We start from the raw sequence: 16,804 nt of genomic DNA on the forward strand, positions 1-16,804 counted from the left end.
CAGCGATGGTGCTCTGTGGTGGCAGACTGCGCCGACACGGGGCACGTGCCGTAAAAGAGCAGGTTGGATTGCAACCCGCGGCACCCCGTAAGCCTACCGATGTCACCCCTTGTCCGCGTGCGGAGATGCCGACGACCGAAAACTCGCTAGTCCTGTGAATCCGCGCACGTTGCCCGACTAGAGTGTGACATCGGCCAATCCGTGCGCCAGGGCGCACCGGGAAAGGAGCATTCATGGCTCTCGAAAACGATACCCAGGCACCAGATTTCAAGCTCATCAACCAGTTCGGCGAAACCGTTCAGCTCAGCCGGTACCGGGGGACGAAGTCGGTGGCGCTCGTCTTCTTTCCCCTTGCATTCTCGGGGATCTGCAGTGGGGAGCTGTGTGAGCTCCGCGACAACCTTGCCCTGTTCGAGGACGACGACGTTGAGCTGATCGGCATTTCCGTCGACTCCCGACACGCCCTGCGCGCCTTCGGCGAGCAGGAGAAATACTCCTTTGATCTGGTCGCCGATTTCTGGCCCCATGGCGCCGTCGCGAAGGAATATGGCGTCTTCCTCGAGGAAAAGGGTTTCGCGAATCGGGCGACGTTCCTCATCGACCCGAGCGGCATCATCCGTGCCAGTTTTATCACCGCGCCTGGCGAACCGCGCTCGATCGACTCCTACCGCGCCGCGCTCGGGCAGCTCGCACCGGTTCTCTAAAGCGGGCGGGTCGCCAAGCGCACGTCGACTCTGACCTATACTGAGAAGGCCCGAGACGGAGCGTCGTCGTCGGGGCCTTTAGCTCAGTTGGTAGAGCGCCACGTTTACACCGTGGATGTCATCGGTTCGAGCCCGGTAGGGCCCACAAGTAAAATGCCTGATCAGAAAAAATATATAAGGTATCGCCTCGCGGAGTCGGCTCGCAAATCAACCTGTCAGTTGGTGAGGCGTGGTGAGCGTGCGCCACGGTGTCAGCGCGCCCAATTTCATGCGTCAGATCAGCGACACGCTCGCACCGACCATGGGTCGTCTGGTCTTCAACGGCTTCCCGACGGGGGTTTCGGTTGTCATGGGCTCAGCACCAGGACACGATTCCCCGTCACATGAACGGCGCCCTGGTGCTGCCCCGCTGACCCGGCGCGGCCTACGGCGCCACCGGGACGCACGAAATCGCTCCTGAGGGGGTTCTCAGGAGCGATTTCGTGCGGGTAATTCAGATCAGGCTGTCGGCTCAGTTTCCCGTGTATCGGAAGATGTAGAGCCCGAAATCACGGTCGCTGGCCGCAACGTATTCGACGCCGTTGTTCTCGAACACGTCCACACCCCAAAAGTTGTTGCCGCCCTCGTCAATGAAGCGACCGGTCTCGATGAGTTTGTCGTCGATGATTTTGGTCACTCGAAAACCTCCCGCGTAATACGAGAAGTACGCCAGGTCGGCCCGCTGTTTGGACGTGGCCACCTCGTGAACCGAGAGGTCGCCGAAGCCCACAGCGTAGGCCGGGTCCATGGCTTCGGGAATTGCATAGGTGTCCAGCTCGGACATCTTGCCCGTCGAGTTGTCGAAGAGGTGCACATAACCCCAACCGTCGAAGAACGCGCGCAAGGAAACGAGGTCTCCGACGGCGCCCAGACTCAGGCCGGGAATCAGGCTGGCAGCACCGGCGAGGCAGGCCACGTTATCGTAGGAGGCCTCGAGGTCGAAGAAACCGAATCCGGTTTGACGGTCGACCGAAGAGGTCGGGATGTTGCCGGCAACGCTCATCCCGAACGCGCCGCATCCGTCGGTACCCTCGCGGTTGATGATGACGATTGCGTCATAGCCGCCAGCCGCTTCAACGTTCGCCACCTTCTCGGTGAACGCGCAGAGACCACGGGTGACGATCGCGATCTGGCTGCCGCTTGCGGTGACCGGCGCCGGTAGCACAACCGGATCACCGGAACATGCTTGTCCCGCGTAGACGGCATCACCGGTCAGCGACTCCCCGCCTTGCAGCTGCGGTGTGTCGCTGCCCTGCGAGATTTGAAACGGTGTCGCGGAGTCATCCGTGGTGCCCTCCGCGCCGTTGGGCGCGAAGTCCTCGTCGGCACCGATTACAAACCTGTTGTCGAGGGTGAACTCGCCCTGGTGGCCGTTGCCTTCAGGCTTCTCGATCAGGCCTGCCGACTCCTGAAGCTGAGGGTCGGGGTTGGTGAAGTCCGTATCGCCGACATAGATCGGGTTGTGCACGTCGGTCATGTCGACGGTGACGTATCCGGCGTCCCAGTAGGACAACAGCATCACCTGTTTTCCGGCGATCTGCTTGACGACGAGGTCGTGGAGAAACACCTCGGTCAGGTTCGACGGTGCGTTCTGGAGGATCTGCGGGAAGGTCTTGTCCAGATCGTATTCGGCGGTGAGGAACGGCTTCTTCGGGTTGGTGATGTCCATGATGTCGACATCGGTGCCCTCTTCGTTGTCAACGATGACCGCGTACGCCTTGTCGCCGGCATCCCAGGCGAAAACGCTGTGGGTCTGGTTGGAGGTCTTCTTGCCCTGACCATCGGCTGTTGAATCGCCAATGCCCACGGCGAGTGGTGTGGGGTGCTCGGGATTCGTCACGTCATAGAGATTCATGCCGCCGAACCCTGCTTGGTCCTTGCACTTCTCGTTATTGGTGAGGAGCACGTCGCCGGTAAAGGCTGGCGTATCGAGTTGAAGGGCCTGGACACCCTCGCCTGGGTAGCTGCCCTCCTTGGACTGGATAAACGCGACCTCCTTCGGCTTCGAGGGGTCCTTGATATCCACGACGTGCACCCCGTTGTAGGTGCACGACACGACGCCCCACGCAGCAAGGTAGGCATAGTCCTTGAAGACGCCCACATCGGCGATCTTCTCGGGCACCGCGTTCTTCATCTTCAGTTTGGAGACTACGTTGACATTGGACTGTGTTGCCGGCAGATGACCGGCCGTTTCGCCGTGCTGGTGGGCGTCGCGAGCGCCGTCGGCGGTCGCTAGCGCGCCGTCGTCCCCGGGTCGGGCCGATGCAACGGATGTTGTGGCGAAGATCAACGCTGCGACGGACACCAGCGTCAGTCCAGCGCGAATGGCAGGTGATTTGACCATGACACTCCTTCGGTGCGGAATTTTAAATCGAATGTTCGAACCGTAGTCCGCTTATACACGCTTTGGCAAGGAAGTACAAATCGACCAGGGTGTGGCCGCCATGGCGACGCGGTGCGCATGCGTCGCCATGGCCTACCCCTCTCGGTGGCCTTCGAACCGAATTCTCTGTCGGGCGGTGAACTGGGCCTCGCGGAAATCACCCACTCGCCGCGGGCCGTGTGCATCGAGCGCAATGGGGACACTTTTGGAGGTCTTGGCTATGGACGGGGAGGGACTATGGCGGGTGATTCTCTACGATCCGATGCGCATCATGCAGGCGCTTCGTTTTGCTCGAGCGTGGCTTCCGGTCGACGATGTGTGCTCGCTGCCGTGCGTGCGGCTGGATGCCCTGAATCGGCGCGGGCGTTAGACAGCGGGGTTACACGTGCGCCGGGGCTCGTGGTGCCAGCGGCACAGGGTTTCGATCCACTCCTGTGACCAATCGATCGTGCCCGGGGTGCGGCCGCAGCGCCCACAGGTGGTCGGAGAGCGCGTCTGTGCTCGGGACACAGCTTCGCGGGTTGAGGGGGGGCGCGGGCTGTCACGCTGTCGGCGGGTTCGAGTGTGACTCGGAACTCACCGCATTTCTGCCGGACGCTCGTTAATCGCAGGCGTGGGTCAACGGACAGCAGGACGGCCGAGAGCGCCACCAGAACCCGTAAGGGAAAGTCCTATGGACTCTTGCATTCTGTGGCCTCATGAGGGCCTGACGCCCTCGGTCCGCGGGAGCTCCGGGTCACGACCAGCGGCACCGACGGTGTTCGGTGCCGCCGAGTTCGTAATGCTCGGCTAGTGTTGCGTAAAGGCAGAACAAATCTGCTGGGTGTTTTGAGTTGTTGAGGCGTTGGTGTTCCAGCAACAGGATTCGCCACAATCCCGGATTTTCGGGCAAGTTACCGCAAACGCGCAGTCTCTCGATAGCGCGTGTTCTTGCGGATCTTCATTGAATTTGTGTGCGACCGGACCTTTACGCCGTGGATGTCATCGGTTCGAGCCCGGTAGGGCCCACAATCAGCATTCATCACCGCCCTCTGGTGGTTCGGTGAATCTTGTGGCTGGCAGCAGGGCGAAGCGACTCTCGTATTACTCAGAATGTCGTGATCGTGGGGTCGTATGACAGATCGACGCGGTCACCACGATAGGTATGTGCCCGCCCGAGCGGCATCGGCCGGCAATGACTGAGCGGCGTGAGTTCGCCGCGGCGGTCAACGAGCTGGCCTTGTCTTTTGAACGGGGTACGAGCATCTACCGGCCGTTCGTGCGTGTGCTTCGGGTCGGCGCCGCCAGCGTCTGCACGTTGGGCGCCCCTTTCGGGTCCGAGACGATTTGCGCGAGCACCCCGCTGGCCTTAACGTTTGATGAGCTTCAGCTCGGCCTCGGTAAAGGACCGTCCTGGGACGCCATGATCACCCGGCATGCGGTGCTGATCGATGACCTGCATGCGGTGCGGCATGCGCCTTGGCTGGCCCTTCCAAAAGGCGGCACGACACATTGACGTGCGGGCCGGCTACGCGTTCCCGCTGACCATGGGTTCACTCGATATCGGCGCGGTGTCGCTGTTCTCTCAGGGGTCGCAGGCACTGACTCTCGGTCAGATCGCCGACGCCGAAACACTCGCTCAAATTGCGACGGACCAGGCGGTGGCCATTCCCGATATCGATCGCACGGGTGACAAGTGGGCGAAGTTTCGGACCGGTGCCCTCGCCCAGGGTTTCGCCTCGATGCATGCGGTGCCGCTGCGTCTGCGCGCCATGACCATCGGAATCCTGCAGGAGCGTGTTATCCGTAAGCGAGGTTGTTCGCCAGCAGCTGCCACACGCGATCAGTAGCCGGGTGCTGATCGAACAGGCCAAGGGTGTGGTGGCGTATACCAACGGCGCGCACATGGGCGACTTTTTTGACAGATTCGCGACTAAACCAGAAACAATGGTCTTCCGCTCGCCGACGTCGCCGCAAGCATCGTGAATCGCGCGCTCAGCCTCTAACACCTCGTGTTCAGCCTACTCACCGGCCGGTGAAGACTCGACGTGCGAGATAACTGAGATTCCATCGTCTTGGGGTAGACCGGGCATATACTTCTTGTGGCAACCCCAGACCCCGGTAGCACGCGAATTTTCCGAGCGTTCGAGGGGCGATCATGAAACGCATATTTCACCCGGGCGGTTCAGTAATAACCGGCAGCGATCTTGCTGATGCGGTGTTGCTCTACGCCGAGGCACTGTGCAACCGACGCCAGGTAGACGTCGTGGACATACCAGTGATGGGCGACGACGGGAACCTACTGCGGGCCCAGTTTTTGATCGGTTCGGCCAGCCAGCTGGTCAGCGTGACCGCGGACAACCTGTCGCCCGAACTTGTCGAACCGGAAACCACCGATTTTCTGCACCGTAAGGCGCAAAACGGCGCCATGATTCCCGCCGCCTGGACCCGTGAGGAGTCGGCAGCCGCGCAGTTCGACGACTTCGACTACTGACCTCCTTTTCGTCGGGCGCGGCGCATCGGGTTGCGCCGTGTCCGGCGAAGCCCCGGCCTCGGTCTCCCGGTAGGCTGATCGAGTGCCATTCTCGCTCGCCGACGTTACCCGTGTCGCCCATACCATGTGGCCCCTCGACGGCGCGCAGGACTGGGACGCCCCCGGCCTAGTCAGCGGTGATCCGTCCCGACCGGTGCGCAGAATCCACCTCGCTGTTGACGCCCTCGCCGCCACGGTCGATGAGGCTATCGCGTCCGGTTGTGACCTGCTCCTGACACACCATCCGCTGTTGCTTCGCGGTGTAACGAGCGTCGCCGAGGATGGCTATAAGGGTGCACTGCTCAGTCGGCTGATCCGCGCCCAGTGCGCTCTGCTGTCGGCCCACACGAATGCTGACGTCGTCGCTGACGGAGTTTCCGATATCATCGCCACCCGGCTCGGTCTGGTCGACACGACCCCCATCACTGACAACGCGCTGCCCGGTACGGGTATCGGCCGGGTCGGCCGGCTCCCAAACCCGACGACCCTCGGTCACCTCGCCCACGCTCTGCTGGCCCTGCTGCCGCCCACGGCGTCGGGGGTGCGGGTCGCGGGTGTCTATACCGCACCGATCACCACCGTCGCGCTGTGCGGCGGCGCCGGGGATTCTCTGCTGCGACAGCCGAAGGTTCTGGCAGCGGATGTCTACATCACCTCCGACCTGCGCCACCACCCGGCCTCTGAAGCTCGTGAGCAAGCACTCTGTGTGGGCGGCCCCGCTCTCATGGACGTGTCGCACTGGGCGAGCGAATGGCTCTGGCTGGAACCGGCCGCCGCGCAGCTGCGCGCAGCCCTGCCGGGAATGATCGTCACGGTCAGCGAACTGAACGCCGATCCGTGGTCCTTCGCCGTTGTGCACTAATCTCCGAGTCACTCCAATTTTCCGCACCACATCTCAATTCCAGCGTTAGGTCAGGACATCGTGAAGGCATCACCACTCGAGCAGAAGGAACTTCTGCGGCTTCAGGCCCTGGATATCAAGGTTCTGCAGCTCAGTCACCAGTCAAAGTCGCTCGTGCAACACGCCGAGCTGGCCACTCTCAATCGTGAGGCCGAAGCCAGCCGGATGAAACTGCTCGGTCGATCGGGCGAGCTCGACGACGTGCGCACCGAACTGGGACGCATCGAGAGCGACGTCGAGGTCGTCGAGAAGCGCATCGCACGCGACGCCGACCGCCTGCAGCACACCTCATCGATTAAGGACATCCAGGCCTTGGACTCTGAAATCGCCTCGCTCAAGAAGCGTCTCTTCGACCTGGAAGAGATCGAAATCGCCGTGCTGGAGCGTCAGGAAGAGCACGAGGTTGCCGTAGCCGTGGTGCAGAAGGAACGCGACGCCATCGCGGAGCGCGTGAGCGCTACCGAGTCAGCGCGCGACGAGGTGCTCGTCGACCTGACCCGGCAGCTCGGAGAACTGACCCGAGACCGTGCCACGGTGGCTGCTACCATCCCCGGTGACCTCGCTGCGCTGTACGAGCGCCTCCGTATCACCGGCCACGGCAACGCGGCGGCCCTGCTGCGGGCCCGCACCTGCAGTGGATGCACGATGACACTCACCGGAAGCGACCTCGCCGCTGCTCGCCAGGCACCGGCCGACGAAGTCATCTTCTGCCCCGACTGCGACGCAGTGCTGGTGCGCACCGACGAGTCCGGAATCTAGCCAGGGGTTAGCGCGGCGCTACACGCCCTGTAGGCTTGATTTTCGGAATGGGTCGGCAAGACGGTCGCGTCAGTCGTTTGGTCCTCGGACTATACGACTGCCGAGGAACGTCCGGGCTCCATAGAGCAGGATGGTGGGTAACACCCACCCGGGGTAACCCGCGAGACAGTGCCACAGAAAGTAAACCGCCTTCGGTGCCGAGCCTTCGGGAACGGTGCAGGAGGTAAGGGTGAAACGGTGGTGTAAGAGACCACCAGAGGCCAGGGTGACCTGGTCGGCTTGGTAAACCTCGTCCGGAGCAAGGTCAGACAGAAAGCGTTGAGGCTGCTCGCCGAGCTTTCGGGTAGACCGCTAGAGGGCTGCGGCAACGTAGTCACGAGATAGATGACCGTCGACGGTGTGCAAACACCCGGACAGAACCCGGCGTACTAGCGGGCCCATTCCACCCCATCGTGCTATGCGGGCCGCGGTCCGCCGTCGGGCCCGCCGCGGCACCACTCCGATAGCTAGCCGGGAAAACGGGCTGCCAATGCTGCCGCGCCGAGGATTCCGGCGTTGTTGCGGTGCACGGCGGGGATGATGCGCGTCTTCAGCCTGAGCAGGGGCAGAAAGCTTTCGTGATGCTTGGAGACCCCGCCGCCGACGATGAACAGGTCGGGGGAGAAGAGCAGCTCCAGAGTCGAATAGTACTTCTGCAGGCGGGCAGCCCATTTGTCCCAGCTGAGGTCCTCCCGCTCCTTGGCCGAGTAGGCCGCGCGGGTCTCATAGTCGTAGCCGTCGATCTCAAGGTGGCCCAGCTCCGTGTTGGGAACGAGCACACCGTCGTTGAGTAGCGCCGAACCGATGCCGGTGCCAAGGGTGGTCAGCAGGACGACGCCGGCCACGTCCTGGGCAGCACCGAACTGTGACTCGGCGTAACCGGCAGCATCCGCGTCGTTGACGAAGTGGATCGGATGCCCAAGTACTTTTTCGAACAGCGTTTCGGCGGCCAGTCCGATCCACTTCGACGACACGTTCGCTGCCGACATGGTGTGCCCGTTCTTCACGACGGCGGGAAAGCAGACGCCGACCGGCAGTCCGTCGACGTCTTTGGAGACGGTGGCGAGCAGGGTGCGGGTGGCCTCGATAATGTCCTGCGGGCGACCGCCCTTTGGCGTGGGCAGCTTCACCCGGTCGGAGAGCAGCGCACCGGTCGTGAGGTCGACCACCGCCCCTTTGATTCCGGTACCACCGATATCGATACCGATTGCCGACGTTGTAATCATGTCCCTATTCTCTTTCTGTGAAGCCGAGACCGAACCATCCGAAGAAGTCGGTCAGGCGAGTGTCAGGATCTCGGCGCCGCGCTCGGTCACGACGAGGGTGTGCTCGAACTGTGCGGTGATGCTCCGGTCACGGGTCAGCACGGTCCAGTCATCGCTCCAGATATCCCAATCGCTGGTTCCGAGGGACAACATCGGCTCGATGGTGAAGACCATCCCGACCTCCATCACCGTGTCGTACTGCGGCGCATCGTAGTGCGGAATGATGAGACCGGAGTGGAACGCCTCGCCGACGCCGTGACCGGTGTAGTCACGCACGACGCCGTAGCCGAAGCGTTTGGCGTAGGACTCGATGGTGCGCCCGATCACATTGACCTGGCGCCCCGGGGCGACGGCCTTGATGCCGCGAACTAGGGCCTCCCTGGTTCGCTCGACCAGCAGCGTCACCTCTTCGCTGGCGTCGCCGACAATGAACGTGACGTTGGTGTCGCCGTGCACGCCGTTCTTGTACGCCGTGATGTCGATATTGACGATGTCGCCGTTGTCGAGCACCGTGTTGTCGGGGATTCCGTGGCAAATGACCTCATTCACCGAACTGCAAAGCGATTTCGGGTATCCGCGGTAGCCGAGGGTCGACGGGTAGGCGTCGTTCGCCAGCATGAAGTCATGGCCGATCTGGTCGAGTTCCTCCGTGGTGACGCCGGGAACGATAGCCCGGCCGACAGCGGCAATGGCCTGGGCGGCAATGCGGCCGGACTCACGAATGAGCTCGATCTTCTCGGCCGAATAGACGTCAGAGCCGGTGAAGGGGCTCGGCCCTTGCCGGCCGACGTACTCCGGGCGAACGATGTGGGAGGGAACAAAACGGGTCGGTGACACCGTTCCCGGGATGAGGTGTCCGATGGAATCCTTAGGCATAGGATCAAGCTTATGGCCGAGGACAAAGAACACGCATTCTGGTACAACATGCGCACCGGGCAAGTGGAGCACGGTTTGCAGTCGGCGTCAATTGATCGGGTCGGGCCCTTCCCTACGCGCGACGGGGCCGCTCATGCCCTGGAGAAACTGCGCGCTAACAGCGCTCAGTGGTCGGAAGACGACGCCCGCGACGCCCGCTGAGTCGCCCCGAGCATTCGGGTTCTACTCGTAACTGTGCTCGGGAGCCGGGTAGGCGCCGGAGGCGACGTCCGCGGTGAACCGCTGCACAGCATCCGTCAGCACCGCTCGCACATCGGCGTATTGGCGGACGAATTTAGGCACCCGCCCGCTCGTCATGCCGGCGAAGTCCGTCCAGACGAGCAACTGGCCATCAACGGATGGCCCGGCGCCAACCCCGATGGTCGGGATCGACAGGCGTTCCGTCACACGAGCTGCAACGGTCGCGGGCACCATCTCCAGCACGACGGCGAAGGCCCCGGCGTCCTGCACGGCGAGGGCATCGGCGATGAGTTCCTCGGCGGCGTCCCCGCGGCCCTGGATGATGTGCCCGCCCAAACCGTGTTCGCTCTGGGGGGTGAACCCGACGTGGCCCATCACGGGAATTCCGGCCGAGACGATACGCCGGATCTGCTTGTGACTGCGCCGGCCACCCTCGAGCTTCACCGCGTGCGCCTGGGCCTCCTTCATGAACCGCACGGCCGTGGCGAGTGCCTGGTCCGGCCCGCTCTCATACGATCCGAACGGCATATCGGCCACGACCAGGGCTCGCGTGACCGCGCGGGCAACGGCACGGGTCAGTGGGATGAGCTCGTCGACCGTAACCGGAAGGGTGGTCTCATACCCGAAAACGTTGTTCCCGGCTGAATCACCCACTAGGAGGAAGTCGATCCCAGCTTCGTCGAAAATTTGGGCAGTGAGCATGTCGTAACTGGTCAGACCCGTGATGGGGATGCCCTGCAACCTGGCGGTCTGAAAGTGGCGGGTCCGCACCCGTTTGGGCCCGTCCGCCGCGCGATACGGATGCTGCACCGCGGCATCCGCTGGGGAAGTCGTCTGCTCGGGCCCGGGGGCTGTCAACTCTGGCATGCGACAAGTGTAGTCAGGCAAGTAATCAAGCCGGGAGCCAGTAGCCTAGAGCTACGTACCTGTTGGAGCAATCAGAGAGAGCGTGAATGGACAAGCAGCGCGACTTCGTTCTTCGGACCATCGAGGAACGGGGAATCAAGTTCGTTCGACTCTGGTTCACCGACGTCGTCGGCACACTGAAATCAGTCGCCATTGCACCCGCCGAGGTGGAGGGCGCGTTCAACGAAGGCCTCGGTTTCGACGGCTCCGCCATAGAGGGCCTCACCCGTTCATTCGAAGCGGATGTTCTCGCTCACCCGGATCCCACCACCTTCCAGATTCTGCCCTGGCGCGGTGAAGTCGATCCGACCGCCCGCATGTTCTGCGACATCACCACGCCCGACGGCCAGCCGGCCGTGGCCGACCCTCGCAACGTGCTCAAGCGCACCCTGGCCAAGGCGGCCGAACGCGGCTTCACTTTCTACACCCACCCCGAGGTGGAGTTCTACCTGCTCAAGTCGTCGAAATACGGCAAGAACGGACCGATTCCGGTCGATTCGGCCGGCTACTTCGACAACGTCCCCGGCGGAACCGCCCACGATTTCCGTCGTCGCTCCGTGCGCATGCTCGAAGACCTCGGAATCTCCGTGGAATTCAGCCACCATGAGGCCGGACCGGGCCAGAACGAGATCGACCTGCGGTACGCCGACGCGCTCACCACCGCCGACAACATCATGACGTTCCGCACGGTAGTCAAAGAAGTCGCGATCGAGCAGGGCGTTTACGCGACGTTCATGCCCAAGCCGATGTCGGAGCACCCGGGATCCGGCATGCACACGCACATGTCGCTGTTCGAGGGCGACGCGAACGCCTTCTACGAGGCCGGCGCAAAGTACCAGCTCTCCAAAATCGGCCGCCAGTTCATCGCCGGGCTGCTCAAGCACGCCCCGGAAATCACCGCCGTGACCAACCAGTTCGTCAACTCGTATAAACGGTTGTGGGGCGGCGACGAAGCCCCAAGCTTCGTCTGCTGGGGCCACAACAACCGTTCAGCCCTCGTACGCGTGCCGCTGTACAAGCCCAACAAGGGCCAGAGCGCCCGGGTGGAGTACCGCGCTATCGACTCGGCAGCCAACCCTTACCTTGCATACTCGCTCATGCTGGCCGCCGGTCTCAAGGGCATCGAAGAGGGTTACGAATTGCCCCCGGAGGCCGAAGACAACGTGTGGAGCCTCAGTGACACGGAACGTCGTGCGCTCGGCTACACGCAGCTGCCGGCCAGTCTCGACCACGCCATCCAGTTCATGGAGGAGTCCGAGCTTGTCGCTGAGACCCTCGGCGAACAGGTCTTCAACTATGTACTGCTAAACAAGCGGCAGGAATGGCGTGACTACCGGTCACAGGTCACTCCGTTTGAACTGCAGAAAAACCTGGAGATGCTCTAGCTCCTCACCGGTGTCGATGATCAAAGGAATCACCCGCGATGGAGCGTTTGAAATTGACCCTGACCGAACTCGTTCGGGTCGGCTTCGTCGACCTCGCCGAGGTGCGTGTGCGCCTCGACGAGGTCGCCCTACTCGGTGCTGCCAGCCCCCACAGCGATTCCGGGGGTTCCGACCGTTTGACCGACACGCGGATGTTGTTGCCGCTGCTCACGGCAACAGCCAGCCCGGATGCCGCGCTCGTCGCCCTGGTCGCCCTGCTGCGTCAGGGTTCAGTTGAATTGTTCGACCTCCTCCAGTCAGATGCGGCGGCCGGGCGTCTCCTGAAAGTCCTCGGGGCGTCGAGCGGGCTGGCCGAATTCTTTCTGCGACACCCGGAAGAATTGCCAGTGCTGTCGACTCCGCTGGTCGTGCTGCCGAACGTCGATGCTCTGGTACACGACCTGCTCGACGCCGTTGGCGCCGTCGACGGATTCTCAGTACTGATCGATGATGAGGCGTGGGTCGCGTTGCGGGTACGTTATCGCCGACGGCTGGCGCAGCTCGCGGCCTTCGACCTCGAACAAGCCGACCCCGTGGCCGGACTCGACGGCGTAGCACGCACCCTGTCGGATCTCGCCACCGCGGCGCTCGAGGCCGCCCTCGCGGTGGCCCGCACAATGATCAGCGGAGACACTGCCGGGCGCGGCGTTTTTTCGACCGACCAGGTGGGCGCCACGCGCCTGGCCATCATCGGTATGGGCAAGGCCGGTGCGAGCGAGCTCAACTATGTGAGCGACGTCGACGTGATTTTCGTCGCCGACGGCGACGAGACGGTCGGTCTGGAAAGCTCCCGCGCCGTCGAGATCGCCACCCGGCTTGCGGTGCTGATCATGCGCGGCCTCAATGAATCGGCCCTGGAGCCCGAGCTATGGGAGGTCGACCCCAACCTGCGCCCGGAGGGCAAGAGCGGCGCGCTCGTACGATCGATCGAATCCCACCTGGCCTACTACGACCGATGGGCGAAGAGTTGGGAGTTCCAGGCGCTGCTCAAGGCCCGCCCACTGGCCGGTGACCGTGAGCTCGGCGCGCGCTACATCGACGCCGTCACGCCGAAAGTCTGGAACAGCGCCAGCCGGGAAAATTTCGTCGAATCTGTACAGCGGATGCGGGAGCGGGTCACCGACAATATCCCCGATGACGAGGTCGATGTGCAGCTCAAACTCGGTCCGGGCGGACTGCGCGACATCGAGTTCACGGTGCAACTGCTCCAGCTCGTGCACGGCCAGACCGACCCCGATGTTCGCCAGGCCGGCACGCTCCCGGCGCTGACCGCGTTGGCCACCGCCGGGTATGTCGGTCGCGCAGAAGCCACTGAATTCGCCCAGGACTATCGCATGCTTCGCCTGATGGAACACCGGCTGCAGCTGCAGAAGCTGCGCCGCACCCACCTGGTACCGCGCGACGAAGCACAGTTGCGGGTGCTCGCCCGGTCGACCGGGCTGGCCACGAGCGCTGCCGGGCTGACCATCCGCTGGTCTGAGACGAAGCAACGGGTGCGCGGCCTGCACGAGCGGCTGTTCTACCGCCCATTGCTGTCGGCGGTGGCGTCACTGCCGGCGGAAGGCCTGAACCTGACGAGTGCGCAGGCCGAGGCCCGCCTGGCGGCGATCGGTTTTCTCAATACCAAGGGGGCGCTCGCGCACATCGGAGCCCTCTCCGGCGGGGTGTCCAGGCGTGCGGCAATCCAGCGGCACCTGCTTCCGGTGCTGTTGCAGTGGCTATCGCAGGGGGCAGACCCCGACTATGGATTCCTGGCCTTTCGACGGCTGAGCGACAACCTCGGCTCGACCTACTGGTTCCTGCGCATGCTGCGCGATTCCTCGGGGGCCGCTGAACGCCTCACCCGGGTGCTGTCGGGGAGCAGGTACATCGGTGAGTTACTGGAGAAGATCCCCGAAGCGGTGGCCTGGCTCGAAGATGAAGCTGACCTGCAGCCCCGGCCGCTTAAGGCGCTGCAGGACGAAGCACGGGCGGTGCTGGGCCGGCATGAGAGCGCGGATGCCGCCGCGACGATCCTGCGCGCAGCCCGCCGCCGAGAAATGCTTCGGCTGGCCTTCGCCTCCCTGCTCGGCCAGATCGATCTCGACCAGCTCGGTCAGGGCCTGACCGATGTCAACGCGACCTACATCCAGGGTGTTATCGCCGCCATCCGTGGGGGAGACCTGTTAATCCAGGGTGATCCCAGGGCGGACCAGAGCGGCGCCGCTGGTCCCGACAGGCCCGACGGTGACGGAATCGAATTCGGCGTGATCGGTATGGGCCGGTTCGGAGGAGCCGAGCTCGGTTTTGGCTCCGACGCCGACGTCATGTACGTTTTTCGCGCTGGCATCCTCGAGGGTGAAGCGGCCAACGAACGGGCCCGCTACATCGTGCGCGAGCTCAACCGACTCACCGAAGATGGGCGGTTGCCGCTCGACCTGGACATCGGGCTGCGGCCCGAGGGCAGTAACGGCCCGGTCGTGCGGTCGCTGGACTCTTACCAGGCTTACTACCGCCGCTGGTCGCTGACCTGGGAGGCCCAGGCGCTCCTCCGCGGACGCGGGGTGGCTGGCGACGCTGCATTGTTGCGCGACTTCGAAGCTGTTGCCGACGACGTGCGGTACCCGGTCGCGATCAGCGAGCAGGCCGTGCGGGAGGTTCGCCGCATCAAGGCCCGTGTGGAGAACGAGCGTCTGCCGCAAGCCGCCGACCCGAACCGGCACCTCAAGCTGGGGCGCGGCTCACTCAGCGACGTGGAGTGGCTGGTCCAGCTCCTGCAGCTGCAGCACGCGGCGGCGATTCCGGCGCTGCGTACGACTTCGACTCTGTCGGCGTTGACGGAGGCGGTCAACGCCGGCTTGATACCGACAGCGGATGCCGCGGTGTTGCGCAGCGCCTGGATTTTCGCATCCCGCGCCCGCTCGGCGATCACACTGTGGACGAACCACACTTCGAACGTGTTGCCTACCGATCGTGCCGCCCTCGAGGGCATCGCCCGGGTCATGGAATACCCGCCTGGGTCGGGGAACCAGCTCGAGGACGACTACCTCGCCATGACCCGACGCTCCCGGGCCGTGTTTGAGCGCCTGTTCTACGGCCCCGTGGAACGTCCGGGGCCCAACGTCGGCTGACCGCGCGGCGGGCGCGGCGGCGAACACAGGAAAGGGACCGCATCCGAAGATGCGGTCCCTTTCCTGTGTTCGCTATGGCCTAGACGCCGTAGTAGAGCTCGAACTCGAACGGGTGCGGACGCTGGGCGAGCGGCTTGATCTCGTTTTCGCGCTTGTACTCGATCCAGGTCTCGATCAGCTCGGGTGTGAACACGTTTCCGGCAAGCAGGAAGTCGTGGTCGGCTTCGAGGGCCTGCAGGGCCTCCTCGAGTGACGCGGGAACCTGGGGGATGTTCTTGGCTTCTTCCGGCGGCAACTCGTAGAGGTCCTTGTCGATGGGCTCGTGCGGCTCAATGCGGTTCTTGATACCGTCGAGGCCGGCCATGAGCTGCGCGGCGAACGCGAGATACGGGTTACCGGACGCGTCGGGAGCGCGGAACTCGAGGCGCTTTGCCTTCGGATTGGTTCCCGTGATCGGGATGCGAATCGAGGCCGAGCGGTTACCGGCCGAGTAGACCAGGTTGACCGGGGCTTCGAAACCGGGAACGAGACGGTGGTACGAGTTGACCGTGGGGTTCGTGAAAGCGAGAACGGCCGGGGCATGCTTCAGCAGGCCTCCGATGTACCAACGGGCCACGTCCGAGAGTCCGCCATAGCCGGCCTCGTCGTAGAACAACGGCTTGCCGTCGGCCCACAGGGACTGGTGTGTGTGCATACCGGAACCGTTGTCGCCGAACAGGGGCTTGGGCATGAAGGTCGCGGTCTTGCCCCAATCGTGGGCCGTGTTTTTGACGATGTACTTGAATTTCAGCAGGTCGTCGGCCGCGTGCACCATGGTATCGAACTTGTAGTTGATCTCACCCTGGCCGCCGGTACCTACCTCGTGGTGACTGCGTTCGAGGATGAGGCCCGCTTCGATGAGTTTGAGGCAGATGTCGTCGCGCATGTCGACGTGCTGGTCGACCGGGCTAACCGGAAAGTAGCCGCCCTTGAACGGCGTCTTGTTGGCGAGGTTTCCACCCTCTTCTTTCTTGCCGGAGTTCCAGGCGCCTTCACTGGAGTCCACAGAGTAGAAGCTCGTGTGCTGGTTCACTTCGTAGCGTACATCGTCGAAGATATAGAATTCGGCTTCGGAACCGAAGAACGCGGTGTCGCCGATGCCGGTGGAGGCGAGGTACTTTTCGGCCTTCTTGGCTACCTGGCGCGGGTCCTTGGAGTAGATCTCGCCGTTGCGCGGGTTGTAAATGTCGAACAGCATGATCAGGGTGCGCTCGGTGCGGAAGGCATCGATGTACGCCGTGGAGACGTCGGGGATGAGCTGCATGTCGGATTCGTGGATCGACGCGAAACCGCGGATCGAGGAACCATCAAACATTTGGCCAACGGTGAAGAACTCTTCGTCGACGGTGGATGCCGGAATGTTGAAGTGCTGCTGCACACCGGGGAGATCGGTGAAACGGATGTCAAGAAACTTGACGTCTGTGTCTTTGATGAATTTGAGCACTTCGGACGAATCGCGGAACATGCGGAATAACTCCAGACGACGAGGGCGTGAAAACGGCCGAATCGGACACATCGGCTTCATTGAGATTAGTAGCGCTGCGTTACTTGTCCGTGACGCTTATGTTTCGCCCATGTTACAGGGAGGCCCCATCGGTAGACTCATC

At 63.1% G+C, this 16,804-nt stretch carries 14 protein-coding genes, 1 tRNA gene and 1 other RNA gene; 11 read left to right on the forward strand and 5 right to left on the reverse strand.

Going from position 1 to position 16,804, the window contains the following annotated elements; translation table 11 throughout:
- Window positions 1-233: 233 nt before the first annotated feature.
- Together E3T47_RS04015 and E3T47_RS04020 are read left to right on the forward strand one after the other, a co-directional pair.
- Window positions 234-704, forward strand: a complete 471-nt coding sequence (locus tag E3T47_RS04015) for a peroxiredoxin (RefSeq protein ID WP_134554523.1) — start codon at window positions 234-236, stop codon at window positions 702-704.
- 72 nt (window positions 705-776) lie between these two features.
- A tRNA-Val gene (locus tag E3T47_RS04020) sits at window positions 777-849 on the forward strand.
- Window positions 850-1,215: 366 nt separating this feature from the next.
- Here E3T47_RS04020 and E3T47_RS04025 read toward each other — a convergent pair.
- Window positions 1,216-3,087 carry a PA domain-containing protein gene (locus E3T47_RS04025; protein WP_134554525.1) on the reverse strand — a complete coding sequence of 624 codons (1,872 nt, stop codon included), beginning with the start codon at window positions 3,085-3,087 and terminating at the stop codon, window positions 1,216-1,218.
- A gap of 1,213 nt (window positions 3,088-4,300) precedes the next feature.
- Between E3T47_RS04025 and E3T47_RS04035 the strand changes: the two genes are divergently transcribed.
- From E3T47_RS04035 to rnpB, 6 genes are all read left to right on the forward strand, one after another.
- Complete coding sequence (locus E3T47_RS04035) at window positions 4,301-4,621, forward strand: hypothetical protein (protein ID WP_134554527.1); 321 nt, start codon at window positions 4,301-4,303, stop codon at window positions 4,619-4,621.
- Window positions 4,578-4,955 (forward strand): hypothetical protein, encoded by a 378-nt coding sequence (locus E3T47_RS04040; protein WP_134554529.1) that lies wholly within the window; start codon window positions 4,578-4,580, stop codon window positions 4,953-4,955. Before E3T47_RS04035 ends, E3T47_RS04040 begins: the two co-directional genes overlap by 44 nt.
- A 308-nt stretch (window positions 4,956-5,263) precedes the next feature.
- A complete protein-coding gene (locus E3T47_RS04045; RefSeq protein WP_134554530.1) occupies window positions 5,264-5,599 on the forward strand; it encodes a hypothetical protein in 336 nt (111 codons plus the stop codon).
- Window positions 5,600-5,681: 82 nt separating this feature from the next.
- Window positions 5,682-6,500, forward strand: a complete 819-nt coding sequence (locus E3T47_RS04050) for a Nif3-like dinuclear metal center hexameric protein (RefSeq protein ID WP_134554532.1) — start codon at window positions 5,682-5,684, stop codon at window positions 6,498-6,500.
- 60 nt (window positions 6,501-6,560) lie between these two features.
- Window positions 6,561-7,298, forward strand: a complete 738-nt coding sequence (locus E3T47_RS04055) for a zinc ribbon domain-containing protein (RefSeq protein ID WP_134554534.1) — start codon at window positions 6,561-6,563, stop codon at window positions 7,296-7,298.
- Window positions 7,299-7,346: 48 nt separating this feature from the next.
- Window positions 7,347-7,742, forward strand: an RNA gene (gene rnpB / locus E3T47_RS04060) — RNase P RNA component class A.
- 62 nt (window positions 7,743-7,804) lie between these two features.
- On the opposite strand, the gene ppgK is transcribed toward rnpB, so the two are convergent.
- Both ppgK and map read right to left on the reverse strand, forming a co-directional pair.
- Window positions 7,805-8,563 carry a polyphosphate--glucose phosphotransferase gene (gene ppgK / locus E3T47_RS04065; RefSeq protein ID WP_134554536.1) on the reverse strand — a complete coding sequence of 253 codons (759 nt, stop codon included), beginning with the start codon at window positions 8,561-8,563 and terminating at the stop codon, window positions 7,805-7,807.
- Between the two features lie 51 nt (window positions 8,564-8,614).
- On the reverse strand, window positions 8,615-9,478 hold the full coding sequence (gene map / locus E3T47_RS04070; protein ID WP_134554538.1) for a type I methionyl aminopeptidase: 864 nt from the start codon (window positions 9,476-9,478) through the stop codon (window positions 8,615-8,617).
- Window positions 9,479-9,490: 12 nt separating this feature from the next.
- Here map and E3T47_RS04075 point away from each other — a divergent pair, with 12 nt between their 5' ends.
- Window positions 9,491-9,679, forward strand: coding sequence for an SPOR domain-containing protein (locus E3T47_RS04075; RefSeq protein WP_134554540.1), 189 nt, complete (start codon window positions 9,491-9,493; stop codon window positions 9,677-9,679).
- 21 nt (window positions 9,680-9,700) lie between these two features.
- Here the strand turns inward: E3T47_RS04075 and panB are convergent, their stop codons facing one another.
- Complete coding sequence (panB, locus tag E3T47_RS04080; RefSeq protein ID WP_134554542.1) at window positions 9,701-10,585, reverse strand: 3-methyl-2-oxobutanoate hydroxymethyltransferase; 885 nt, start codon at window positions 10,583-10,585, stop codon at window positions 9,701-9,703.
- Between the two features lie 86 nt (window positions 10,586-10,671).
- On the opposite strand from panB, the gene E3T47_RS04085 reads away from it, so the two are divergent.
- Both E3T47_RS04085 and E3T47_RS04090 read left to right on the forward strand, forming a co-directional pair.
- On the forward strand, window positions 10,672-12,009 hold the full coding sequence (locus E3T47_RS04085) for a glutamine synthetase family protein (RefSeq protein WP_134554544.1): 1,338 nt from the start codon (window positions 10,672-10,674) through the stop codon (window positions 12,007-12,009).
- A 38-nt stretch (window positions 12,010-12,047) separates the two neighbouring features.
- Window positions 12,048-15,158 (forward strand): bifunctional [glutamine synthetase] adenylyltransferase/[glutamine synthetase]-adenylyl-L-tyrosine phosphorylase, encoded by a 3,111-nt coding sequence (locus E3T47_RS04090; protein WP_134554545.1) that lies wholly within the window; start codon window positions 12,048-12,050, stop codon window positions 15,156-15,158.
- A 79-nt stretch (window positions 15,159-15,237) separates the two neighbouring features.
- Here the strand turns inward: E3T47_RS04090 and glnA are convergent, their stop codons facing one another.
- Window positions 15,238-16,662 carry a type I glutamate--ammonia ligase gene (gene glnA, locus E3T47_RS04095; RefSeq protein ID WP_134554547.1) on the reverse strand — a complete coding sequence of 475 codons (1,425 nt, stop codon included), beginning with the start codon at window positions 16,660-16,662 and terminating at the stop codon, window positions 15,238-15,240.
- Window positions 16,663-16,804 lie beyond the last annotated feature (142 nt).

The organism is Cryobacterium ruanii (genome assembly GCF_004404055.1).
Lineage (GTDB): Bacteria > Actinomycetota > Actinomycetes > Actinomycetales > Microbacteriaceae > Cryobacterium > Cryobacterium ruanii.

What these genes read in the sequence shown, in the direction of transcription:
- E3T47_RS04015 (WP_134554523.1), top strand. Translation starts at nt 234, where the DNA reads ATGGCTCTCGAAAACGATACCCAGGCACCAGATTTCAAGCTCATCAAC.
- E3T47_RS04025 (WP_134554525.1), bottom strand. Translation starts at nt 3,087, where the DNA reads ATGGTCAAATCACCTGCCATTCGCGCTGGACTGACGCTGGTGTCCGTC.
- E3T47_RS04035 (WP_134554527.1), top strand. Translation starts at nt 4,301, where the DNA reads ATGACTGAGCGGCGTGAGTTCGCCGCGGCGGTCAACGAGCTGGCCTTG.
- E3T47_RS04040 (WP_134554529.1), top strand. Translation starts at nt 4,578, where the DNA reads ATGCGCCTTGGCTGGCCCTTCCAAAAGGCGGCACGACACATTGACGTG.
- E3T47_RS04045 (WP_134554530.1), top strand. Translation starts at nt 5,264, where the DNA reads ATGAAACGCATATTTCACCCGGGCGGTTCAGTAATAACCGGCAGCGAT.
- ppgK (WP_134554536.1), bottom strand. Translation starts at nt 8,563, where the DNA reads ATGATTACAACGTCGGCAATCGGTATCGATATCGGTGGTACCGGAATC.
- map (WP_134554538.1), bottom strand. Translation starts at nt 9,478, where the DNA reads ATGCCTAAGGATTCCATCGGACACCTCATCCCGGGAACGGTGTCACCG.
- E3T47_RS04075 (WP_134554540.1), top strand. Translation starts at nt 9,491, where the DNA reads ATGGCCGAGGACAAAGAACACGCATTCTGGTACAACATGCGCACCGGG.
- panB (WP_134554542.1), bottom strand. Translation starts at nt 10,585, where the DNA reads ATGCCAGAGTTGACAGCCCCCGGGCCCGAGCAGACGACTTCCCCAGCG.
- E3T47_RS04085 (WP_134554544.1), top strand. Translation starts at nt 10,672, where the DNA reads ATGGACAAGCAGCGCGACTTCGTTCTTCGGACCATCGAGGAACGGGGA.
- E3T47_RS04090 (WP_134554545.1), top strand. Translation starts at nt 12,048, where the DNA reads ATGGAGCGTTTGAAATTGACCCTGACCGAACTCGTTCGGGTCGGCTTC.
- glnA (WP_134554547.1), bottom strand. Translation starts at nt 16,662, where the DNA reads ATGTTCCGCGATTCGTCCGAAGTGCTCAAATTCATCAAAGACACAGAC.